This is a genomic window from Sphingomonas sp. S2-65, assembly GCF_021513175.1.
Classification (GTDB): Bacteria; Pseudomonadota; Alphaproteobacteria; order Sphingomonadales; family Sphingomonadaceae; genus Sphingomonas.
The window spans coordinates 1899460-1922431 of record NZ_CP090953.1 but is presented as its reverse complement, the minus strand read 5'-3'; the positions used below and the strand labels follow the sequence as shown (position 1 = coordinate 1922431).

Annotated in this window: 20 protein-coding genes; 9 read left to right on the top strand and 11 right to left on the bottom strand. The window is 68.5% G+C overall.

Going from position 1 to position 22972, the window contains the following annotated elements; genetic code table 11:
* Position 1: 1 nt before the first annotated feature.
* The 4 genes from smc to LZ586_RS09085 are packed head-to-tail and all read right to left on the bottom strand — an operon-like array spanning position 2 to position 5503.
* Positions 2-3406, bottom strand: a complete 3405-nt coding sequence (gene smc, locus LZ586_RS09100) for a chromosome segregation protein SMC (RefSeq protein WP_235075990.1) — start codon at positions 3404-3406, stop codon at positions 2-4.
* Positions 3407-3435: 29 nt separating this feature from the next.
* Positions 3436-4191 carry a thioredoxin domain-containing protein gene (locus LZ586_RS09095; RefSeq protein WP_235075989.1) on the bottom strand — a complete coding sequence of 252 codons (756 nt, stop codon included), beginning with the start codon at positions 4189-4191 and terminating at the stop codon, positions 3436-3438.
* A 32-nt stretch (positions 4192-4223) separates the two neighbouring features.
* Positions 4224-4943 carry a thioredoxin domain-containing protein gene (locus LZ586_RS09090; RefSeq protein WP_235075988.1) on the bottom strand — a complete coding sequence of 240 codons (720 nt, stop codon included), beginning with the start codon at positions 4941-4943 and terminating at the stop codon, positions 4224-4226.
* Positions 4940-5503: a DUF721 domain-containing protein gene (locus tag LZ586_RS09085; protein ID WP_235075987.1), complete on the bottom strand. Its 564-nt coding sequence runs from the start codon at positions 5501-5503 to the stop codon at positions 4940-4942. Before LZ586_RS09085 ends, LZ586_RS09090 begins: the two co-directional genes overlap by 4 nt.
* A gap of 27 nt (positions 5504-5530) precedes the next feature.
* On the opposite strand from LZ586_RS09085, the gene LZ586_RS09080 reads away from it, so the two are divergent.
* The 3 genes from LZ586_RS09080 to nudC are packed head-to-tail and all read left to right on the top strand — an operon-like array spanning position 5531 to position 8723.
* Positions 5531-6592 carry an A/G-specific adenine glycosylase gene (locus LZ586_RS09080; protein ID WP_235075986.1) on the top strand — a complete coding sequence of 354 codons (1062 nt, stop codon included), beginning with the start codon at positions 5531-5533 and terminating at the stop codon, positions 6590-6592.
* Positions 6580-7857: a serine hydrolase domain-containing protein gene (locus LZ586_RS09075; protein ID WP_319937973.1), complete on the top strand. Its 1278-nt coding sequence runs from the start codon at positions 6580-6582 to the stop codon at positions 7855-7857. Before LZ586_RS09080 ends, LZ586_RS09075 begins: the two co-directional genes overlap by 13 nt.
* On the top strand, positions 7854-8723 hold the full coding sequence (gene nudC, locus LZ586_RS09070; protein WP_235075985.1) for an NAD(+) diphosphatase: 870 nt from the start codon (positions 7854-7856) through the stop codon (positions 8721-8723). The genes LZ586_RS09075 and nudC overlap by 4 nt, the downstream gene beginning before the upstream one ends.
* A 3-nt stretch (positions 8724-8726) precedes the next feature.
* Here the strand turns inward: nudC and LZ586_RS09065 are convergent, their stop codons facing one another.
* On the bottom strand, positions 8727-9617 hold the full coding sequence (locus tag LZ586_RS09065; protein WP_235075984.1) for a prephenate dehydratase: 891 nt from the start codon (positions 9615-9617) through the stop codon (positions 8727-8729).
* Positions 9618-9720: 103 nt separating this feature from the next.
* Here LZ586_RS09065 and LZ586_RS09060 point away from each other — a divergent pair, with 103 nt between their 5' ends.
* Positions 9721-10416: a c-type cytochrome gene (locus tag LZ586_RS09060; RefSeq protein ID WP_235075983.1), complete on the top strand. Its 696-nt coding sequence runs from the start codon at positions 9721-9723 to the stop codon at positions 10414-10416.
* Between the two features lie 54 nt (positions 10417-10470).
* Here LZ586_RS09060 and LZ586_RS09055 read toward each other — a convergent pair whose 3' ends face one another.
* Both LZ586_RS09055 and LZ586_RS09050 read right to left on the bottom strand, forming a co-directional pair.
* Positions 10471-11340 (bottom strand): LOG family protein, encoded by an 870-nt coding sequence (locus LZ586_RS09055; protein ID WP_235075982.1) that lies wholly within the window; start codon positions 11338-11340, stop codon positions 10471-10473.
* Between the two features lie 45 nt (positions 11341-11385).
* Positions 11386-12063 (bottom strand): extensin family protein, encoded by a 678-nt coding sequence (locus tag LZ586_RS09050; protein WP_235075981.1) that lies wholly within the window; start codon positions 12061-12063, stop codon positions 11386-11388.
* 113 nt (positions 12064-12176) lie between these two features.
* Here LZ586_RS09050 and LZ586_RS09045 point away from each other — a divergent pair, with 113 nt between their 5' ends.
* From LZ586_RS09045 to LZ586_RS09025, 5 genes are all read left to right on the top strand, one after another.
* Positions 12177-13064: an alpha/beta hydrolase gene (locus tag LZ586_RS09045; RefSeq protein WP_235075980.1), complete on the top strand. Its 888-nt coding sequence runs from the start codon at positions 12177-12179 to the stop codon at positions 13062-13064.
* An 89-nt stretch (positions 13065-13153) separates the two neighbouring features.
* On the top strand, positions 13154-13642 hold the full coding sequence (locus LZ586_RS09040) for a hypothetical protein (protein ID WP_235075979.1): 489 nt from the start codon (positions 13154-13156) through the stop codon (positions 13640-13642).
* 126 nt (positions 13643-13768) lie between these two features.
* Complete coding sequence (locus tag LZ586_RS09035) at positions 13769-14923, top strand: phosphoserine transaminase (RefSeq protein WP_235075978.1); 1155 nt, start codon at positions 13769-13771, stop codon at positions 14921-14923.
* A 138-nt stretch (positions 14924-15061) separates the two neighbouring features.
* Positions 15062-16639, top strand: coding sequence for a phosphoglycerate dehydrogenase (gene serA, locus LZ586_RS09030; RefSeq protein ID WP_235075977.1), 1578 nt, complete (start codon positions 15062-15064; stop codon positions 16637-16639).
* 20 nt (positions 16640-16659) lie between these two features.
* On the top strand, positions 16660-17760 hold the full coding sequence (locus tag LZ586_RS09025) for an ATP phosphoribosyltransferase regulatory subunit (RefSeq protein ID WP_235075976.1): 1101 nt from the start codon (positions 16660-16662) through the stop codon (positions 17758-17760).
* 34 nt (positions 17761-17794) lie between these two features.
* On the opposite strand, the gene LZ586_RS09020 is transcribed toward LZ586_RS09025, so the two are convergent.
* The 4 genes from LZ586_RS09020 to LZ586_RS09005 all read right to left on the bottom strand — a co-directional run bounded on the left by LZ586_RS09020 (position 17795) and on the right by LZ586_RS09005 (position 22948).
* Positions 17795-19228, bottom strand: a complete 1434-nt coding sequence (locus tag LZ586_RS09020) for a mannitol dehydrogenase family protein (RefSeq protein ID WP_235075975.1) — start codon at positions 19226-19228, stop codon at positions 17795-17797.
* A gap of 30 nt (positions 19229-19258) precedes the next feature.
* Positions 19259-20230 carry a retropepsin-like aspartic protease gene (locus tag LZ586_RS09015; protein ID WP_235075974.1) on the bottom strand — a complete coding sequence of 324 codons (972 nt, stop codon included), beginning with the start codon at positions 20228-20230 and terminating at the stop codon, positions 19259-19261.
* A 50-nt stretch (positions 20231-20280) separates the two neighbouring features.
* A complete protein-coding gene (locus LZ586_RS09010) occupies positions 20281-22671 on the bottom strand; it encodes a ligase-associated DNA damage response DEXH box helicase (protein WP_413777332.1) in 2391 nt (796 codons plus the stop codon).
* A gap of 85 nt (positions 22672-22756) precedes the next feature.
* Positions 22757-22948, bottom strand: coding sequence for a hypothetical protein (locus tag LZ586_RS09005; protein ID WP_235075973.1), 192 nt, complete (start codon positions 22946-22948; stop codon positions 22757-22759).
* Between the last annotated feature and the right edge of the window lie 24 nt (positions 22949-22972).

The following is a 22972-nucleotide window of genomic DNA, read 5'->3' as shown; positions in this document are numbered from 1 at the left end:
CTTACTCCGCCGCCAGCAGCGTTTCCGCGCCGCCCAAGTCCACCGACACCAGCCGGCTGACTCCGCGCTCGACCATCGTCACGCCGAACAGCCGGTGCATCCGGCTCATCGTCGCGGCATTGTGCGTGACGATCAGGTAGCGTGTTTTCGTCTCTTCGCTCATCCGCTCGAGCAGCCCGCAGAAGCGGTCGACATTGGCGTCGTCCAGCGGCGCATCGACTTCGTCGAGCACGCAGATCGGCGCGGGCTTGGTCAGGAACAGCGCGAAGATCAGCGCCACCGCGGTCAGCGCCTGTTCGCCGCCCGACAACAGGGTCAGCGATTGGAGCCGCTTGCCCGGGGGCTGCGCCAGGATCTCCAGCCCGGCCTCGAGCGGATCGTCCGAGTCGATCATCTGGAGATGCGCCTGGCCGCCGTTGAACAGCGTGGTGAACAGCCGCTGGAAATGTCCGTCCACTGCCTCGAACGCGGCGAGCAGCCGCTGACGTCCTTCGCGATTGAGCGTACCGATCGACCCGCGCAGGCGATTGACCGCCTGGGTAAGCTCGTCGCGCTCCTTCGCGTTCGTCGAGAATGCCGCCTCCAGTTCCGCGAGTTCTGCCTCCGCGACCAGGTTCACCGGCCCGATCCGCTCACGCTCGGCGATCAGCCGGTCATGCGCGCCGGATTCGGCCTGGGGTTCGCCCACGCTCGCGGAGTCGAACCCCGCGCGCTCGGGCAGCAGCGGCGGCGGGCATTCGAAGCGCTCGCCCGACAGCCGCCCCATCTCGACGCGCCGCATCTCCTGATTTTCGGCACGGGCCAGCGCACCGGCCCGCGTTTCGCGCGCCTCTGCCAGCGCCTCGTTCGCGGCGCGCACCGCGCCTTCGGTCGCGCGCAGGGCTGCTTCGGCCTCGCGCTCGGCCGCCTGGGCCGCCGCGGAGTCGTTCCGCAGCGTATCGCTGTCGCGTTCCGCCTCGGCAACCGCGACCTCCAGCGTCGCCGGGCGCTCGCTGAGCGCGGCGCTCTCCTCGGCCAGCGCGGCAGCGCGCTTGTCCATCTCCGCGGCCCGGCGCGCCGCATCACCCGCGCGCGACTTCCAGCTCTTGGCTTCGGCGCCCGCCGCCGCCATTCGCTCCCGTGCTTGGCCGATCTCGCGCTCCAGGGTTCCGCGCTCCGCGCGCGCGGTGGCTACGCCCGTGCGCCGAGCCTCCGCCTCACGCGACAGCGCCGCCACCTTGGCGCGGGTGTCGGATCCGTCCGGCAGCCCCGCCTTCGCCGCCTCCGCCCGCGTCAGCTCGCCGGCCGCCTCGCCCTGCTCGCCGACAACGCGCCGCGCCCGCGCGTCCAGGTCGGCCCGCTGCCCGTCCAGCCGCTCGAGCTGCGCCGTCGCCCGGTCCTCCGCGCGCACTGCCTCGCGTGCTGCATTCTCGGCCTGGTCCAGCGCGCGGCGATAGGCCTGCGCCGCTTGCCTTGCCTCCGCGATCGCCGCGTCGATCCGCGCCAGCTCCGCGCTCGCCGTCTCGACTGTTGCCACCGCCGCCGGCCGCGCGCGGTCGATGCCCGCAAGCCGGTTCACGCGCTCAAGCCGCTCCGCCGCGGCGGCACCGCCCGATTTCGCCCGATACCCGTCCCAGCGGCGCAGGCTCCCGCCCAGCGTCACCAGCCGCTGTCCGACCGCAAGTGGCTGGTCCTCGTCCGTTTCGGCTACCAGCACCTGTGCCAGCCGCCGGGCCAGCGCCGCCGGCGCCTCCACGTGCGCGGCCAGTTTCACCGTACCAGTCGCGGCGTCAGGATCGCTCGCTTGAACCTCGGCCCCCGCCCAGAAGCGTTCCGCCCCCACATCGAGCCCGGCCTCAAGATCGTCACCCAGCGCGGCCGCCAGCGCACGTTCGAACCCGTTGTCCACGCGCACGCGATCGAGCAGCCGGTCCTTGCCGCTGGGTGCCGTCGCCTTGCGCAGCGCCGCGGCTTCGCTGTCGAGTTGCGTCAGCTCGGCATGCGCTGCTGCCCGTGCCGCTTGCGCCCGGTCGCGTCCACCGATCGCCGCCCGCTCGTTCGCATCGGCTTCGGCCATGCCGGCGCGCGCGGCCTCTGCTTGAGCAGCGGCCTGGGTTCGTGCCTCGCCCGCGCGCTGCCTGTCGGCCTTCACCGGCTCGGCGGCCGGCAGCGCCGCGATCTCCGCGTCGATTCGCGTCCGATCGCGTACCGTCCGCTCCACCCGTGCCCGCGCCGCCGCTAGCGCAGCCTCGGCTACGCGCGCCTCCGCCGCCTCGCTTGCCTGCGCCGCGAGCGCCTGGGCGAGCGCTACCTCGACGTCCCGCGCCGCACGTTCGGCATCGGCTTGCGCGGCCTCGAGCAGCGGCATTCGCGCGCCCGCCTCGGCGATCCGCGCCTCCAGGGCCTTGGCTTCTTCGCTCAGCCGCGCCAGCGCGTCGGCGGCGTCACGGGCCAACGCGCCTTCGCGCCCGCGATCCTCCTCCAGCCGCCGCGCCGCGTCGCCGAGTTCACCGATCCGCCGCGCCACGCCCGCGCGTTCGCTGCGCAGCGAGGCCAGCCGGTGCATCGCCTCGCTCGCCCGGTCGCGCAGGCCCAGCGCGTCCGCCCGCACCCCCGCCAGCGCGTGCGCTGCCTCCTGCTGCCGCGCGGCCGCGAGATCGTGCGCGGCGCTGCGTTCCGCGACCAGCGCTTCGGCGGAGGCTGCCTCCTTTTTCGCCCGGTCCGAGGCCGCCGCCGCATCGCGCCAGCGCGCGAAGATCAGCCGCGCCTCGGTAACCCGGATCCGTTCGGACAGTTCGCGGTAGCGCTCGGCCTGGCGTGCCTGGCGCTTCAAGGCGGCGGCGCGCGCTTCCTGGTCGCCGATCACTTCGTCCAGCCGTACCAGGTTCGCTTCGGTGGCGCGCAGCTTGGCCTCGGCATCGCGCCGGCGCACGTGCAGCCCGGCGATCCCCGCCGCTTCCTCCAGCATCGCGCGGCGCTCGGCCGGCTTGGCGGCGATCACCGCGCTGATCCGCCCCTGGCTCACCAGCGCGGGCGAGTGGGCGCCCGTCGCCGCGTCGGCGAACAGCAGCGCCACGTCCTTGGCCCGCACATCGCTGCCGTTGATGCGATAGGCCGATCCCGTCCCCCGTTCGATCCGGCGGACGACCTCCAGCTCCTCATTGCCCTCCTGCTCGGCGAGGATCGACACTTCGGCGAAGTTCCGGGCAGGGCGCGATTGCGTACCCGCGAAGATCACGTCTTCCATGCCGCCGCCGCGCAGCGACTTGGCGCTGTTCTCGCCCATCGCCCAGCGCAGCGCTTCGAGCAGGTTGGATTTGCCGCAGCCATTGGGGCCGACGATCCCCGTCAGCCCCGGCTCGATGCGCAAGTCGGCTGGGTCGACGAAGCTCTTGAAGCCCGTCAGCCGCAGCCGCTTGATCTGCATAAATCGCCGCCCCCCCGCGGCTCAGGCGGTTAGCGTGCGCCGGCGGCTTGGAGCGCCGGCTCCAGGCCCGACCAGGTTGCGACGTTCTGCACCTGCTTGCCGTTGATGAAGAAGGTCGGCGTGCCGCTCACGCCGTGCACGTTGACCGCGTCGCCGTTCACCTTGGCGATCTCGGCGATCTTGGCCTGATCGTTCAGGCACTGGCGCGCCTTGGCTTCCGGCACGCCGCGCTGCTTGATGAAGTCGACATAGCCCAGCGCGTCGGCGAACGCGACCGCCGCCTGTTGCGGCGTCATGTTCTGCAATTGCGCCACCAGCTGCGGGTTGGTCTGCTCCAGCTTCTGGGTGCGGTCCAGGAACTGCGTCTGGTTGGCGTAGAACTGGTCGAGCACGGGGAAGAACGCCTCGGTCGGCACGCACTGGTTGAGCAGTGCCGCCGCGAAATCGGGCGCGCCGTGGACCAGGAAGTCGCGGAACTCCAGGCTGACCTTGCCCGTGGCAATATATTTGGCGCGCAGCGGCTCGGTGCCTTCCTCGGCGAAACGACCGCACACCGGGCAGTTGCGCGAGCCATATTCGACCAGCTTGATCGGCGCGTTCGGATTGCCCTGGACGAACCCGCCATCGGCGGTCTTCGACACCACGTCGGTCCACGCCTTGCCGGCAGGCGCCGCGACCTGTGCCACCGCCGTGCTCGACGTGACCGGCGTCGAACTGTTCGCGCCATCGTCGCCCCCGCAGCCGGCGAGCAACGCGAGAGGGATCAGGGCAAGGGCTGCACGCATCGGGTCAATACTCCAAGGGGAAGGGAAGGGGATCAGGCGCCGGCCGCCCAAAGCTCGGGCTGCAGCCGGTCCCAGCTATAGGCACGCACCGCGCGCCCGTTGACGAAGAAGTTCGGCGTGCCCTGCACCTGATGGACATTCACGGCGTCGGCGTTGGTCTTGGCGATGCCGCGGATCAGCGCCGGGTCGTTCAGGCATTTGCGGGACTGGGCCTCGCTCAGCCCATGCTGCTTCATGAACGCGATGGCCCCGATCACTTCGGCGAACCGCGTCGCCGACTGGCCGGGAGGCAGCGTCTGATATTGCGCGACAAGCTTGGGCGATTTCTTCTCGAACGCTTCCAGCCGCGCCGCAAAGGTCGCCTGCGCGGCATAGATCGCGTCGAGCACCGGGAAGAAGCGCTGCGCCGGCACGCATTGGTTGAGCAGCGCCAGCGCGAAGTCGGGCGCGCCATGGATCAGGAAATCGCGATATTCATAGCTCAGCTTGCCGGTCGCGATGAACTTTTCGCGCAGCGGATCCACACCCTCGGCGGCGAACCGGCCACAGGTCGGGCAGGTGCGCGATCCGTATTCGACCAGCTTCACCGGCGCATTGGGGTTGCCCTGGCGGAACCCGCCCTCGGGCGTGCGTACCACCACCGACGTCCAGCGCACCGCCGGGGAGGGCGCGCGCTGCGGCTGCGCCGCGCCGACGCTTCCGACACCCAGCGCCAGCAGCGCCGCGCCAATCACCACCATCATCCGCATCATTCGATCCTGCCGAGTTTTGGCCTGCCCAGTGCCGATCCGCCCAGCTCCGCAGCCTCGCCTTGCGCCGCGACTCCCGCCGCCAGCGCCTCGAGCACCGCCTTGAGTTCGGGATCGACGATCCCGCGCAGGCTTTCGCCCATCGCCGCGCTGAGCGGCTTCAGGCTCGGCGGCGGCGCGGTCTTTTCCTTGCGCCGCACGTCGCCATGCTTGATCGCCAGCTTCGCCACCGCCTGATAGCCGAAGAAGCGGTTCACGCGTTCGACGATTTCGGGGCCGATATGTTGCATCATCGGCGCGTGCGCCCCCGACACCACCAGGCTCAGCACGCCATCGGCGCGCTTGCCCTGCGGAAAGCGGATCGATTCGGGAACCGACACCCGCGCATAGCGCTCGCCGACGATCTCGCCCCAGCGGCTGACCACGGCATGCTGGACGAAGCCGAACTTGCGGAATGCCGCGCCGCCCACCTCGGGCAGCAGCTCGGAAACGGGCCGCACGCGATTGGATCGCTTCGGCTCCATCTTCGCCGGTCGCGTGGTGGTGCGGGGGGGCTTCGTCATTGCAGCCAACCCATGCCATAGGGGCCCGTGCCCGACAACGTTCCTCGCGCGATCCGCCCAAGTGTCTCCGAGCCGCTGCTCCACTGGTATGATGCCCATGCCCGCCGGCTTCCATGGCGCGCGCCGCCGGGTAGCAATGCGACGGATCCCTACCGCGTCTGGCTGTCGGAGATCATGCTTCAGCAGACTCAGGTCGCGTCCGTCATTCCATATTTCGAGAAGTTCACGACGCGGTGGCCGACCTTCGAGGCATTCGCCGCCGCCGCCGACGCGGACGTCATGGCGGCATGGGCGGGCCTTGGCTATTATGCCCGGGCGCGCAATCTCCTCGCCTGCGCCCGCGAGGTCGCGAAGCTCGGGGCGCTGCCCGATACCGAAGCGGGCCTGCGCGCGCTTCCCGGAATCGGCGCCTATACCGCCGCCGCAGTGGCCGCGATCGCGTTCGGCCGCCGCGCGGTGGTGGTCGATGCCAATGTGGAGCGCGTCGTCTCGCGCCTCTTCGCCATCGAAGCGCCGCTGCCGGCTTCACGCCCGCGCATCCGCGCCCTTACCGATGCGATCACGCCCGACGCCCGTGCGGGCGACTTCGCCCAGGCGATGATGGATCTCGGCAGCGGCATCTGCACCGCCCGCGCGCCGCGTTGCCTGGCCTGTCCGATCCACGACCAGTGCGATGGCTATCGCAGCGGCGCGCCGGAAACCTATCCGCGAAAGGCGGCGAAGCAGCCCAAGCCGCAGCGCTACGGCACGATGTTCTGGGCCGAACGCGACGATCATGTCCTGCTCGTCCGCCGCCCGGCCAAGGGGCTGCTCGGGGGGATGCGCGCGCTTCCGACCGGGCCCTGGGAAGCGACACCGCCGGGCCTCCAAGGGGCGCCGCTGCCGGCCGACTGGCAGCTGACCGGCGAAACCGTCACGCACGGCTTTACCCATTTCAATCTCCAAGTCGCACTTGCGGCTGCAACAATGGGCCCGCATGGGATTTCGGAAGGCGAGTGGTGGCCGATCGCGGACCTAGCGTCCGCCGGTCTGCCTACCGTCTTCGCCAAGGCGGCAAACAGGTTCGGGAGTATGCGATGCGCAAGCTGATCGGGTTCAGTCTCACCGGAGCGCTCGCGCTCGCCACACCGGCTTCCGGGCAGGCGCTGTCCCGGCAACAGGTCGCAGCCCCCTCCGCGATAACCCAGCTCGCAGACCGCTGGGTCGCCGAGAACCGCGTCCCCGGGATCGTCATCACTGTCGGCCGGGGCGATGTAGCCCCGCAGGTCGCCGCCGCGGGCCGGATCGCCAACGAAGCCACGGCACATCGCGCCGACATCGACAGCCTTTGGCGCGTCTATTCGATGACCAAGCCGATCACCGGCATCGCCGCGATGATCCTGGTCGAACAGGGCAAGCTGAGCCTCGATCAGCCGATCAGCGACTTCATTCCCGCGTTCAAGTCGATGAAGGTGCTGGTGGATCCCGCCAAGGACCTGACCAGCCGTGCCGCGACTCGCCCGATCACCGTGCGCAACCTGCTGACCCATACCGCTGGTCTCGGCTACAACATCATCACCAAGGGGCCTTTGCTCGACGAATATACCCGTCTGGGCATCAACCCCGCCGCGGTCAGCGCGGCGATGGAGCCCAGCATGCGCGCGGTGCGCCCGGTCAGCCTCGAGGAGTTCGCCAATCGCGTCGCCACGCTCCCGCTGATCGCGGAACCCGGCGCCAAGTGGAGCTATTCGATCGGGCTCGACGTGCTGGGGCGCGTGATCGAGGTCGCCAGCGGCGTCGCCTTCGACCAGTTTGTCACCACGCGGATCTTCCAGCCGCTCGGCATGACCGCCAGCTATTGGACCGTGGCTGCCGGCAAGGCGAACCTGCTCGCCACCAACTATGCCCTGCTCGGGGACAGCCGCGCGCCGCTCGATCCCGGCGCGACGTCGGTGTGGCTCCAGCCGCCCAGCTTCCCCTATGGCGGCGCCGGGCTGGTCATGTCGGCACGCGACTATGACCGTTTCCTCCATATGCTGGTGAACGGCGGCACGCTGGACGGCGTGCGCATTCTCAAGCCGGAGACGGTTCGCCTCGCAATGTCCGATTTGCTGCCGGCAACCACCGACCGCAGCCTGCTGCAGGCCCAGTCCGGCGGAGATCAGGTCGGCTTCGGTGCTGGCGGCTCGGTCAGCCTGGCCGATCGCCCGGGCGGTCCTGGAAAGGGCACCTTCGGCTGGGCAGGCGCGGCCGGGACCTTCGCCTGGGTCGATCCCAAGAACCAGGTGCGCGCGACTGCGATGATCAACCTGTTCGGCCAGACTCCGCTGAAGCGCGACGTCATCCAGGCTGTTTACGGCGAGAACGCGCGGTGATGGCACCCGGCTTTACCGGTGCATCCATCGACCGCGCCGATCGCGTCCGCCACGATCCAGCGCTGCTTGCGGCTGCGCGCGCGGACTCGCGCGCACGCCTGCTGATCCTGCATGGCCTCGATCCCGAGCTCACCCCGGACGGCAAGCTGCTATGGACCGGGACGGGCGACGCGGCGGGGGAACCCCTCTTCCTCGGCTTCGACCGCGAAGACGTTCCGCTGTTCGCGCCCGCGCCACCGCCAGGCATTCCGCTGCCGGGGGGCCGCTCGGCTGAGTTGAGCGCGATGCTCGACCACTTCCAGCCCGAGGATGCCGCGCTTTATGCCGCCGCCCGCAGCCTGGTCGATTGGCATGCTCGCCACGGCTTCTGCGCGGTATGCGGAACCACCACCGCCATCTTCCGCGCCGGCTGGGGCCGCAAATGCCCAGCCTGTCATGCCGAGCATTTCCCGCGCGTCGATCCGGTGGTGATCATGATCGCCGAGCATGAGGGCCGTGCGCTGCTCGGTCGTCAGCCGAGTTGGCCGCAGGGCCGCTACTCGGCGCTGGCGGGTTTCCTCGAAGTCGGCGAATCGATCGAGGAAGCCGTGGCCCGCGAAGTCGGCGAAGAGGCCGGGGTGCGAGTCGTGAACGTGCGTTACGTCGCCAGCCAGCCCTGGCCGTTCCCGTCGTCGCTGATGATCGCCTGCATCGCACAAGCGCAGGACGACGCGATCACGATGGATGTGCATGAGCTCGAGGACGCCCGCTGGTTCACGCGCGACGAAGTGCGGCTGGCACTGACAGGCGATCCGCAGGCGCCGTTCAAGGCGCCACCGGCCTATGCCATCGCCCACACGCTGCTTACCGCCTGGGCGGAGGGCTGACGGTCAGGGCCGGGCGCGGGCCTGGCGATAGGTTCCCAGCACCCGCAGCCATTTGGAGTGGAATCGCAGCTCCTCCAGCGCCCTATCCAGCGCGGGCTCGCCCGGCCGCCCAACGACATCGGCGTAGAATTCAGTCGCGGCGAAGGTCCCGCCGCGCTGATAGCTTTCCAGCTTGGTCATGTTGACGCCGTTGGTCGCGAACCCGCCCAGCGCCTTGTACAGCGCCGCCGGCACGTTCTTCACTTCGAACACGAAGGTCGTCATGAACGGCCCCGCTTGTTCGATCGCCACCGCTTCGCGCGCGAGAACGACGAAGCGCGTCATGTTGTGGTCAGCATCCGCCAGGTCGGTCGCGAGCAACTGCAGGCCGTAGAGGTCCGCCGCGCCGGGCGGCGCCAGCGCGGCCACCGTCGGGTCGTTCATCTCCGCCACAACCGCCGCCGCGCCGGCGGTATCGGGATAGGCGACCGGCGCGATGCCATTCGCCTTCAGCCAATGGCGGCATTGTCCCAGCGCCTGGGGGTGGCTCATCGCCTGGGCGATGCCCTCGATCGGGCCGGTCGCCATCAGCCCGTAGCGGATCGGCAGGAAATGCTCGCCGACGATCGTCAGGCCCGATTCCGGCAACAGGAAATGGATGTCCGCCACGCGCCCGTGCAGCGAATTTTCAATCGGGATCATCGCCCGGTCGGCGCGGCCTTCGCGCACCGCGTCGATCGCGTCCTCGAACGAGAAGCAGGGAAGCGGCAGGCCGTTTGGGAACGCTTCCAGCGCGGCGATGTGCGAATTGGCGCCCGGGGCACCCTGAAAAGCGACCGCCCGCGCAGGCTCGGCGGCGGCGTCTTTGGACATCGCGGCGACGATCGGCCGGGCTGGGGCAGCGAAATTTTCCATGATGATCTGCGGCTAGCGGTGACCGCGCTCGACGGCAACCCGTGCTTGCGGCGGACAAAACCGCGTCTTAAAGGGCAGAACGACTATTCTTCAGGGGCATGCGATGGACGATCGGTTCAATACGATTGCGGGTTGGGCTCTGGCTGGCGGCATCGCGGCGCTCGGCCTTACGATCGTCAGCGGCATGGCCTTCCATTCCGAACGCCCCGAAAAGATGGGCTATGCCATCGAAGGCGTCGAGGATGCGGGCGAGGCTGGCGCCGCCGCCGTCGAGCCGATCGCGACGCGTCTCGCCAAGGCCGATCCCGCCAAGGGCGCCGACGTGTTCAAGCAGTGTACCGCCTGCCACACGATCAATCAGGGCGGCCCATCGGGCATTGGCCCGAACCTGTACGCCGCGGTCGGCAAGCCGCACGGCCATGTTCCCGGCTTCGCCTATTCGGATGCGCTGAAGGCGGTTCCGGGCAACTGGACCTTCGACGCGCTCGACGCATGGCTCACGAGCCCGCGCAAATACGCACCGGGCACCAAGATGACCTTCGCCGGCCTTGCCAATCCGCAGGATCGCGCCAACGTCATCGCCTATCTGAACAGCCAGGGTTCCAACCTGCCGCTCCCGGCGGCACCCGCGGCGGGCGAGGCACCGGCCGACAACGAAGCCCAGGCCAATGTCGCCGAGGGCGCCGACACCGCGACGGTATCGAACCAGGCCACGCCGGGACAGGGTACGCCCGAGCAGAGCAAGCAGAACCAGATCCAGGCCGAGGAAAAGGCCGGGCTCCCGAAGAGCAACAAGTGATCTGAACTCCTCCCTCGCAGCGGCGAGGGAGGAGAAAAGGCGCGGGCGTCCGGCTCAGCCCGCGTTCTTGGCCTGCCAGAAATCCTGGACGATCTCCCAGCCCTCTTCCGCCGTCTCGACGAAGTGGAACAGGTTCAGGTCGCGCGGGCCGATCACGCCTTCCTCGCACAGCGCCTCGAAGTTCACGACGCGCTGCCAGAACTCCTTGCCGTAGAACAGCACCGGGATCGGGTCGATCTTGCCGGTCTGGATCAGCGTAAGCAGCTCGAAGCTTTCATCGAACGTGCCGAAGCCGCCGGGGAACACCGCCACCGCGCGGGCGTGCAGCAGGAAGTGCATCTTACGCAGCGCGAAATAGTGGAACTGCATCGACAGGCCCGGCGTCACATACGGGTTCGGCGCCTGCTCGTGCGGCAGCACGATGTTGAGGCCCACCGATTCGGCGCCGACATCCTGCGCGCCGCGATTCGCCGCCTCCATGATCGAGGGTCCGCCGCCCGAACACACCACGAAGTGCCGCTTGCCGGCCTCGTCGAGCGGGAAGTTGCTGACCAGCTGCGCCAGTTCGCGCGCCACGTCGTAATATTTGGACTTCGCGATCAGCCGCTCGGCGACGATCTTCTGCTCGGGCGTGTCGGCAAGCTCGAGCAGTCCCTGCGCCTTGCTCGGCTCGGGAATCCGCGCCGACCCGTACATCACGAAGGTCGAGGCGATGTTCGCCGCGTCCAGGATCAGCTGCGGCTTGAGCAGCTCCAGCTGGAACCGCACCGGTCGCAGGTCTTCGCGCAGCAGGAAATCCATGTCCTGAAAGGCGAGCCGATAGGCGGGATGCTCGGTCTGGGGGGTGCCGCTGCCGGTGTTGGCGGTGCCGGCTTCTTCTTGAGCGGGGCGAAAGACCCGGCTCGGTACGCGTGTATCGTTCATTTATATCCGCTTACGACCAACCCGGGCGCGCTGCAAACATCCAGATCAGGCGCAGAACGGCCCGCGTCCCATGTCGAGGTGGAGGTGGTTGTAGTGCGCGGCGTTGTAATCCGGGCTGAGCACCGTCTTGAACCGCTTGCACGCCGATCGGTGGATCACCGCGAAGAAGTCGCGCACCCGCTCGTCTTCCGACCGCCATCCCCCCTCGACTCGCACTTTGCGGCCATCGGCCAGCACGAAGCCGCCGATATCCACGGCATTGCCCAGGCCATGCTCCGACAACCGGTTGGACGCGCCGCCGACGATCGCCCGGCACGAATAGGTGCCGAAGCTTTCGACCCGCACCAGCTCGCTGCCCAGTATCTGCTTGGCCGCCGGGGCCACCGCGAAACGGATCCAGCCGATGAAACTGCGCGCCAGCGGGCAGCGCATCGACTTGATACCGGTGATCGGCACGCCGACGTCGAGCAGCTGCACCGCACCCAGCACCTGGCACCCGCCGCCGAAGTCGCGGTCGGGAAGCGGGCTGAACCGGATCTCCTCGCGCGACAGGTCGGTGAAGCATTGCTGCGTCTCCCTCGGCGTCGGGCGGTTGAGCGTGATCGGCGCCGAACCGCGCGGCCGCGCCGTCGGCGGCCGCTTCGGCGCATCACGCCCGCCCCCGAATACGCAGGCGGCAAGCAGGGCAGGGGCGAGCACGGCGGACCATCTAACCAGGTGCATGTCGGCCCCTTAGCACGGCGCAGCTGAACCGCGCCTGTTTGACTTGGCTCCTGTTAGCGATACCATCCTCGCAACGGTCGCCGGCAACGTACGGCGCCGCACGGAGAGGTGCCATGACCAAGCTGCTTGCCGCGCTCGCCTGGGCGTTCGTCCTGTTCGCGTCCCCTGCTCTCGCGCAGGATCCGCCGGCCACTCCGCAGCGGATCGCGCTGTGGGCGAACGGCGCGCCGGGATTCGAATCGCGCAAGGCGATCCCCGAACAGGCCGAATCCTATTGGCTCAAGCCGGTCAACGACCCCAGCATCACCTATTACCCGGCGCGCCCGGGCCGCGAGACTGGCGCGGCGGTGCTGATCATGCCCGGCGGCGCGCACGAATTCCTCGTCATCAACAGCGAAGGCAATGACGTCGCGCGCTGGTTCAACGAGCGCGGCGTCGCCGCCTTCGTGCTGCGCTACCGCCTCTTCCGCGGCAAGGACTCGCCGTACAGCTTCGACAATGCCCGCCAGGATGCCGAGCGCGCGGTCCGCACGATCCGCGCCCGTGCCGCCGAATGGAAGCTCGATACCAGGCGCATCGGCGTGATCGGCTTTTCGGCCGGCGGCGAGCTTGCCCGGGTGACCTTGCTCAGCGCTCCCGTCGCAGCCCCCGGCCGTGGCGACGCCATCGACAAGCTTTCGGCCCGTCCCGACTTCGGCGTGCTCGTCTTCCCCGGGCCGCTGCACCGCGAGGAAAAGATCACCGCCAACTCGCCGCCGCTGCTGATGGTCGCGACCAACGACGATGCCTGTTGCTCGCAGCCGATCCTGGATCTGCTCACTGCCTATCGTGCCGCGGGGGCCTCGTCCGAGCTCCATATGTATGCAGCCGGTGGCCACGCCTTCAACTTCGGCGAGACCACGCCGATGCTGTCGCTGCGCAACTGGCCGCCGCGCATCACCGACTGGATGACCGACCGGGGTCTGCTGACTCGCTGGCCGCCGGAACAGCCCAGGCGCTGAGTTGCTTCGCCGCCGCTTGGCTACCGGCCCGGTGGAGACTAGGAGGCGGCTGTTCGAAGCAGCAGGGCTGTAATGATGGGAATGGGCACATGCTTGAGGCGTTGATCGCGGCGACCAGCCTGTTCCTGATCAGCGCCGAAGCGGCTCCTGCTCCAGCGGCTTACACCTGGCGGACCTATGTGAATGTCCGGTTCGGCTACCGCATTTGTTATCCGGCCAACCTGCTGCTCCCCCAACCCGAGGCACCCAATGGCGACGGCCGCGTCTTCGTCGCCGCCGACTCCGCCACGCTGACGGTGTTCGGGCGCAACAATGCCGAGCAGGCCTCGCTTTCGAAGACCGCCGCGGAACTCGCATCCGATCGCGCCGGCAGCAAGGGCAGTGTTCGCTATCGGCTAGTGCGCCGAAACTGGGCCGTCTCCTCGGGCGAGGATGGAGGATCGAAGCTCTTTTACGGCAAGACGATCCTTCGGGACGATCAATTCATCATCTTCGACCTGGTCTACCCCAAGGCCCTCGCCGCGCAGTACAAGCCGGTGGTGGAACAGCTCGCGAGGTGTTTCGCGGCGTCGGGCTGAGGCTCCACGCCAACCTGGCGGACCCGCGGGACCGCAATCGGATTGACCTATCTCCGAAAGTCGCTAGGGCCGTCGACGGGCCACGCGGTCCCAACGCCGCGCGTGCTCTCTGCAAGGAGAGACTACATGACTGATACTATTGTTTCCGACGCCACAGCTGCGTCCTCGAAGCCCGCTACCAAGCCGGCGCGCCCTTATTTCTCCTCCGGCCCCTGCGCCAAGCCTCCAGGCTGGGATGCCGCCAAGCTCGCGACCGACGTGCTCGGCCGTTCGCATCGCTCGAAGCTCGGCAAGACCCGCCTGCAATATTGCATCAACCTGATGCGCGAGATGCTGCAGCTCCCCGATACCCACCGCATCGGCATCGTCCCCGGCTCCGACACTGGCGCGTTCGAAATGGCGATGTGGACGATGCTGGGTGCGCGCCCGGTCACCACGCTAGCGTGGGAGAGCTTCGGTGAGGGCTGGGTCACCGATGCCGTCAAGCAATTGAAGCTCGACCCGACCGTGCTGCGCGCCGACTATGGCCAGATCCCCGACCTCAGCCAGGTCGATTGGTCCAACGATGTGCTGTTCACCTGGAACGGTACCACCAGCGGCGTGCGCGTGCCGAACGGCGACTGGATCCCCGACGATCGCGAAGGCCTGAGCTTCGCCGACGCGACCAGCGCGGTGTTCGCCTATGATCTCCCCTGGGACAAGATCGATGTCGCCACCTTCTCCTGGCAAAAGGTGCTGGGCGGCGAGGGTGGTCATGGCGTCCTGATCCTCGGCCCGCGCGCGGTCGAACGCCTCGAAAGCTACACCCCCGCCTGGCCGCTGCCCAAGGTGTTCCGCCTGGTCTCCAAGGGCAAGCTCGCCGAGGGCGTGTTCAAGGGCGAGACGATCAACACGCCCTCGATGCTCGCCGTCGAAGACGCGATCTGGTCGCTGGAGTGGGCGAAGAGCCTCGGACCAAAGGGCCTGATCGCCCGCTCGGACGATAACGCCGCCGCGCTCCAGAAGCTCGTCGCCGAGCGTGACTGGCTGGGCAATCTCGCCGCCGACGAGGCGATCCGCTCGACCACCAGCGTCTGCCTGACGGTGGAAGGGGCCGACGCCGACTTCATCAAGAAGTTAGCCTCGCTGCTAGAGAAGGAAGACGCCGCCTACGACGTCGCCGGCTACCGCGACGCGCCGGCCGGCCTGCGCATCTGGTGCGGCGCCACGGTCGACACCGCCGATATCGAGGCGCTCGGCCTCTGGCTCGACTGGGCCTACGCGACCGCCAAGGCGGCCTGATCTAAAAAGCCCTCTCCCGCCTGCGGGAGAGGGCTGGGTGAGGGTGAGTCCCTCCCCACACGCAACACAGCCGCGAAAAGACACCCTCACCCCGACCCTCTCCCGCAAGCGGGAGAGGGAGCAGAAGGTAGAAGAACCATGCCAAAAGTCCTCATCAGCGACAAAATGGATCCCAAGGCCGCGCAGATCTTCCGCGAGCGCGGCGTCGAGGTTGACGAGATCACGGGCAAGACCCCCGACGAGCTGAAGGCGATCATCGGCCAATATGACGGCCTGGCGATCCGCAGCTCGACCAAGGTCACCAAGGACATCCTCGAGCACGCGACCAACCTCAAGGTCGTCGGCCGCGCCGGCATCGGCGTCGACAATGTCGATATCCCCGCCGCCTCGGCAAAGGGCGTGGTCGTGATGAACACCCCGTTCGGCAACTCCATCACCACCGCCGAGCACGCCATCGCATTGATGTTCGCGCTCGCCCGTGATCTGCCCGAGGCGGACAAGTCCACCCAGGCCGGCAAGTGGGAAAAGAACCGCTTCATGGGCGTCGAAGTCACCGGCAAGACGCTCGGGCTGATCGGCGCCGGCAATATCGGCTCGATCGTCGCCGACCGCGCGCTGGGCCTCAAGATGAAGGTGATCGCCTATGATCCCTTCCTGACGCCTGAGCGTGCGATCGAAATGGGCGTCGAGAAGATGAGCCTAGACGATCTGTTGCTGCGCGCCGATTTCATCACGCTGCACACGCCGCTGACCGACCAGACCCGCAACATCCTCAGCCGCGAAAATCTCGCCAAGACCAAGAAGGGCGTGCGCATCATCAACTGCGCGCGCGGCGGGCTGATCGACGAAGCCGCGCTCAAGGAATGCCTCGACTCCGGCCATGTCGGCGGCGCCGCGCTCGATGTGTTCGTGACCGAGCCGGCCAAGGAATCGCCGCTGTTCGGTACCCCGAACTTCATCTCGACGCCGCACCTGGGTGCCTCGACCAGCGAGGCCCAGGTCAATGTCGCGATCCAGGTCGCCGAGCAGATGGCCGACTATCTCGTCTCCGGCGGCGTTACCAACGCGCTCAACATGCCCAGCCTGTCGGCCGAGGAAGCGCCGCGCCTCAAGCCGTACATGGCGCTGTCGGAAAAGCTCGGCAGCCTGGTCGGCCAGCTCGCCACCAGCGAGCTGTCGAATATTGCCATCGAAGTCGAAGGCGCCGCCGCCGAGCTCAACCAGAAGCCGATCACCGGCGCGGTGCTGGCCGGGCTGATGCGCGTCCATTCCGACACGGTGAACATGGTCAACGCACCGTTCCTCGCCAAGGAACGCGGCCTCGACGTGCGCGAAGTGCGCCACGAGCGCGAGGGTGATTACCACACCCTCGTCCGCGTCACCGTCGGCACCCAGGCCGGCGACCGCTCGGTTGCGGGCACTTTGTTCGGCAACCAAGCGCCGCGTCTGGTCGAGCTGTTCGGCATCAAGGTCGAAGCCGATCTAGCGGGCCCGATGCTCTACATCGTCAACGAGGACGCGCCCGGCTTTATCGGCCGCCTGGGCACCACGCTGGGCGAGGCGGGCGTGAACATCGGCACCTTCCACCTTGGCCGTCGCCAAGCTGGTGGCGAGGCGGTGCTGTTGTTGTCGCTCGACGATCAGGTCTCGGGCGATCTGATCGCCAAGGTCCGCGCGCTGCCCGGCGTGAAGACCGCCATGGCGCTCAACTTCTGAATCCGTTAGCGGGCAGCGTCATGACCGGATTGCTGCCCGAAGGATTTCACGACCGTCTGCCACCCGCCGCCGACGCGGCGGCCCGCCTGGAGGCGCGCGTGCTCGGCCATGCGCGCCTCTATGGCTATGAACAGGTTGATCCACCGCTCGCCGAGTTTGCCGACGAGCTGGCGACCCGCCTGAAGGCCGGTGGCGTCCGCGACGCGGTGCGCTTCATCGACCCGGTGTCGCAGCGCACCCTCGCCATTCGCCCGGACCTCACCGCGCAGGTCGGCCGCATCGCCGCCACCCGAATGGGCCACCATCCGCGGCCGGTGCGCCTGTGCTATGCGGGCCAGGTGCTGCGGCTCAGCGGCTCCGAACTCGATCCCCAGCGCGCGATGCGCCAGATCGGCTGCGAATTGATCGGCCTCGACTCGGTCGCCGCCGCGACGGAGATCGTCCAGGTCGCCATCGAATCGCTGCACGCCGCCGGCCTCAACGGCCTTGCCCTCGACTTCACCCTCCCGGACCTGGTCGACACCCTCGCCGCCGGGCACCTCGACCCCGCCACGCTCGAAGTCCTGCGCGACCGGCTCGATGCCAAGGACGCCGCTGGCGTCGCCGCGATCGACCGCCGCTATCTGCCGCTGATCGAGGCAGCCGGTCCGTTCGACGGCGCGATGGCCAAACTTCGCAGCATCGACGCCGGCAACGCGCTCGCCAGCCGCCTTGAAGGGCTGTCGCAGATCGCCGCCAGCCTGGACGGCAAGGTCGCGCTCACGCTCGATCCCACCGAACGCCACGGCTTCGAATATCAGAGCTGGCTCGGCTTCTCGCTGTTCGCGCAGGGGTTGCGCAGCGAGATCGGCCGCGGCGGCACGTACACCGTCGTCCATGGCAAGGGCCGCGAGGAACCCGCCGTCGGCTTCTCGCTCTACGCCGATCCGGTGCTCGACGCCGGCCTCGGCACCGCCGAGCGCACCCGCCTGTTCCTGCCGCACGGCACGCCTGTCGCGGTCGGGGCGGCGCTTCGCCAGCGAGGCTGGGTCACCGTTGCCGCGCTGGAAGCGGGCGACACTCCGCAAGCCCAGCTCTGCACCCACGTGCTGCAAGACGGCGAACCGATACCTTTGTCCTGAATTCCTCCCTCGCGGAGCGGGGGAGGAATAGAAATCAGCGCGCGAGCAGCCCGGCGACCGCACCCCGCTCGAATCCCGCAAACGCTCCAGCCACCGCCTCCCGGAACCGCGCATCCTCCGCCACGCGCGCCGAAAACACCTGCCGCATCCCCAGCAGCGCCGCCACCGGCGTCTCGCCTCCAGCTGCCCCTGCCAGCGCCCCTGCGAGCGGATCGGTGATCGTCTCCCCGGCCAGCGCCTTGCGCCGCACGAATGCCATCCACGCCGCCACCGGCACCGCCAGCCGCTCGACGCTCCGACCCGCCGCCAGCGCCTCCGCAACGGTGTCGAGCAGTCGATAGGGCAGTTTCTGTGATCCATCCCAGGCGATCTGCGACAGCAAGTGGCGGATCTCGGGATTGCGGAACCGCGCCAGCACCGCATCGGCATAGCCCGCGACGTCGAGCCCCTCGACCGGCTTCAGCGATGCCGCGATGTCCTGGTGCATCAGGCGCCCGACGAACGCGCCCAGCGCCGGATCGGACACCGCTTCGAACACCGTCTCGTGCCCCAGCGCCAACCCGATATAGGCAAGGCTGGAATGCGCGCCATTCAGGATGCGCAGCTTGGCCTGCTCATAGCCGCGTACGTCGCCAGTCAGCGTTACCCCCGCCGCCGCCAGGTCCGGGCCATCGGTCAAGTCGAAGCGCTGCAGCACCCATTGGGTGAAGCTTTCCCGCTGCACAGCAGCCGCGTCGTCCACCCCCAGCGCCGCCTGCACCTTGCCGAGGAACGCCGCGTCGCTCGCCGGAGTGATCGAATCGACCATCGAGTCGGGAAACGCCACCTCCGCCTCGATCCATTCGGCCAGCTCCGGGTCCTGCTCGCGCGCCAGGGCGGCGCACGCGGCGCGCAGCTTGCCGCCGTTGCCGGTCATGTTGTCGCAGCAAAGCATCGCGAACGGCGCGACCCCGGCCGCGCGCCGGTCGCGGAGCCCCGCCACGATCCAGCCGATCACGCTCGCCGGCTCGGCAGGCGCGTTCAGATCGTGGACGATGTCGGGATGCGCAAAGTCCAGCGTGCCGTCGCTGCCCAGGCAATACCCCTTCTCGGTCACGGTGCTGGTCGCGATCCGCACCGCCGGGTTCGCCAGCAGCGCCCGCAGCCGAGCGCCCTCGCCCGGGCCGATCGCCTCCGAATGTGCCGCCACCACCCGCATGCTCGGTTCCCGATCTATCACCGCCAGCGTGTACAGACCGTCCTGCCGCTTGAGCGCGTCGGTAGTGCTTCCGCTGCGCAGCGAAACCGCAGCAATGCCCCATCGCGGGTCCTGATCGAGCACGCGGTCGACATAGTGCGCCTGGTGCGCGCGGTGAAAGGCGCCCGGCCCGAAATGCACGATGCCCGTGGAAATCCCTCCCGCCTCATGCCCAGGGCGGACGATGGTGGCGGGCAGTCGGGAGAGCGAAGCGCGGGACAAGACAGTCATGCCCCAGCCAATCAAGCATTGCCCCTCATGTCAACGCGGTCGCCAATCCTGCTGCCCGGCCCAGCTCCACCGCGCGCCCGGTCGCGCGGTGTCCTTTGGCATCACGAACCGCACCTGCCGATTGGCGAAGTCGATATCGACGCGGCGAAAGCTGCGCAGCGCATCCATCCCGAGCAGCAGCGCAGGATGCTCGGCCAGCCCGAACCGGTGGAAGGGCGCGACGTCGGCGAACGCGACCGGCAGCGATCCGAACTGGACCCGCCCGACGCTGATGTTGGGGATCATGGTATAGGCCGCGTAGGTGGTGTCGCCGGTGACGCTGGTCAGCGAGATCGGCTGCGCGGCGGCTGCGCGCCGGCCGATGCGGCGGCGGAGCGCTTCATTGCCGATCGTAACGGCCGATCCGGTGTCCAGCACCACGCGGATCCGTGTCGAGCCGTAAAAGGCGTCGGTGACGATCAACTGCCCGAACAGGCTCTTGGCAGTCACCACGATCTCGTCCGGACCACGCCGCTGGCGTTTGGCGCGCTTGCTGCTCGGCTGCACCGCCATCACGTTGCGCTCGAAATCGATCGAGACCTGATGGTCGCGCAGCGTGTCGATTCCCAACAGCCCGGCCGCGCCCAGATGCCGGGCGAACAGCGCAGGGGCGATCACGCGGTGCGGCCTGCCGATCGTCCGGATCGTCAGGTCGGGCACGATCACCGTGTCCACCCGTTCGGTGCCGGTCATTGACGTGAGCGATACCGGCTTGCCGGGCTCCAGCCGCAATATCCGCGCCAGCTCGCGCGACACCACCGATCGTTCGGCGCCGGTATCGATGATGAAGTTGTACGGGCCGCGCTCCCCCACCGCCACCGGCACCGTCAGCCGCGCATCGGCCGTCTCCAGCGCCAGCAGGACGGCCTCGGGCGACGGTTCCGCGACCGGCACGTCCTGGCCCCAGGCAGTGCTCGCGGCCGCCACGAAAACCAGCAAGAGGGGACGAAGGACTCGCGCCATGGCCCGAGCGTACGCCTGTCCATGCTGCGCAACAATGCGGCTGCGAAGCCTCAGTCGACGCGCATCGCCTCCGCGGCGATCGCCGCCTCCGCCTCGGCCCACAGCGCTTCCTCGCCCGACCCCTGCACCACCTTTTCGCGCCCGATCATGATCAGCACCGGCACTGCCATCGGGCTCACCCGATCCAGATCGACGTGCAGCATCTGTTCGGCCGCGCCGTCCAGCAACCGCGCGAGCCGGCCGACATCGGTCATCCGCGCCCGCGCATCGTCCCACGCCGCGCGCAGCAACAGATGGTCGGGCTCGTATTTGCGCAGCACGTCATAGATCAGGTCGGTGGAAAAGGTGACCTGCCGCCCGGTCTTCTTCTTGCCCGGAATCTGGCGTTCGACCAGTCCGCCGATGATCGCTACTTCGCGAAAAGCGCGCTTGAGCAGCGCCGATTGCTGCACCCAGTCGACGAACTCATGCTCGAGGATGTCGGGCGAGAACAGCGCCGCCGGGTCGGTGATCTTCTCCAGCCCATAGACCGCCAGCGCATAGTCGTTGGCGACGAACCCCAGCGGCCTCAGCCCCATCGCCTCCATCCGCCGGGTGAGCAGCATGCCCAGCGACTGGTGCGCGTTCCACCCTTCGAAGCTATAGGCGACCATGTGGTGCCGCCCCTCGTGCGGAAAGGTCTCGACCAGCAGCTGTCCCGGCGCGGGCAGCACCGAGCGGCGCAGCTGCACCTCCAGCCACTCGCGCACGTCGGCCGGAAAGCGCGCCCACTGGCTCTGGTCGTGCAGGAACGCGCGCACCCGGTCGGCCAGCGTCGAGGTGATCGCCAGCCGCGCACCCATATAGGACACGAACCGCGCCTGCTTCGACGTCGCCCGCACGATCAGGTCGGTAAGCTCGACCCGCTCGACCTCCAGCGCGAGTCCGGCAAAGAAAAAGGTGTCGCCCGGCGCCAATTGGGTGCCGAACGCCTCCTCGACTTTGCCCAGCCGCCGCCCGTTCTTGAAGCGCACTTCCAGCATTGGCGCCTCGACGATGATCCCGGCGTTCAGCCGATGCTGCGCAACAAAACCGGGCTTTGTGACCCGCCACATGCCGTCCTGGCCCAGGGTCAGCCGCTTGAACCGGTCATAGGCCTTCAGCGAATAGCCGCCATCGGCGATGAAGCGCAGCACGCGGTCGAACACGTCGCCGTCCAGCGCCGAATAGGGCAGGGCGGCGCGTACCTCGTCCAGCATCTGCGGGGCGGAGAATGGCGCCGCGCAGGCGCATCCCATCACATGCTGCGCCAGCACGTCGAGCGCCCCGGCGCGAAAGATGTCGACGTCTAGATCGCCTTCCTCGACCGCGTCCAGCGCCGCGCGCGCCTCCAGATACTCGAAGCGGTTGCCCGGGATCAGCACCGCTTCGGACGGCTCGTCCAGCCGGTGGTTGGCGCGCCCGATCCGCTGCAGCAACCGCGACGATCCCTTGGGGGCCCCCATCTGGATCACGCAATCGACATCGCCCCAGTCCACGCCCAGATCCAGGCTCGCCGTCGCCACCAGCGCGCGCAGCCTCCCCTCGGCCATGGCCTCTTCGGCCTTGCGCCGCGCCTCGAGGCTCAGGCTGCCATGGTGCACGCCGATCGGCAGCTTCAGCTCGTTGTGCTTCCACAATTGCTGGAAGACGAGTTCGGCCAAGCCGCGCGTGTTGCAAAAGACGATGGTCGTCTTGTGCGTCTCGATCTCGGCCATCACTTGCGGGATCGCATAGATGCCCGAATGCCCCGCCCAGGGTACGCGCCCTTCGGGAAGCAGGATGGCGATGTTCGGGTCGGCACCCTTGTCGCCCTGCACCAGCGTGACGGTGTCGATGTCGCCATGCGGCGCCAGCCACGCACGATAGCCGTCGGGATCACGCACCGTCGCCGACAGCGCCACGCGCCGCAGCCCGGGCGCCAGCCGCTGCAACCGCGCCAGCGCCAGCGACAACAGGTCGCCGCGCTTGCCGGTGGCGAAGGCGTGGACCTCGTCGATCACCACGGTCTTCAGGTCGCTGAACATGGTCAGGCTGTCCTCATAGGACAGCAACAGGCTGAGCGACTCCGGCGTGGTGAGCAGGATCTGCGGCGGCCGCGCACGCTGGCGCACCTTGCGGTCGTGCGGGGTATCGCCGCTGCGGGTCTCCACACGGATCGGCAGGCCCATCTCGTCGATCGGTGTCAGCAGGTTGCGCTGCACGTCGACCGCCAGCGCCTTAAGCGGCGAGATATATAGCGTGTGCAGCCCCTCGCGCGGCTGCTCGACCAGATCGATCAGTGTGGGCAGGAACCCAGCCAGCGTCTTGCCCGCGCCAGTCGGCGCCACCAGCAGCGCATGGCGGTCGGCCCGCGCGGCGGCGGCCATTTCCAGCTGGTGCCGACGCGGCGTCCAGCCACGCGCGGCAAACCAGCCCTTCAGGGGTTCGGGAAGTGCGACGATGGGATCGTTCACGCGAAAGCGGTGGCGCGATCCCGCGAGCGACGCAAGGGCCTAGAATTCGGCGTCAGGCGACGCCGCCATTCTGCCGCGCTTTGTCCTCGCGATCCTGCTGGTCGTACATCTCGCGGGTCGCCGCCTCGGTATGGGCGATGTCCTTGCGCGATCCGCGGTTGTGCAGCATCGCCCAGACGATGGCGATGGCCAGCAGGATGGGACCCACGATCACCATCACGCCTTGGATGTTCGACAGATCCATGGTTGTACCTCTCCGGCGTCAGTT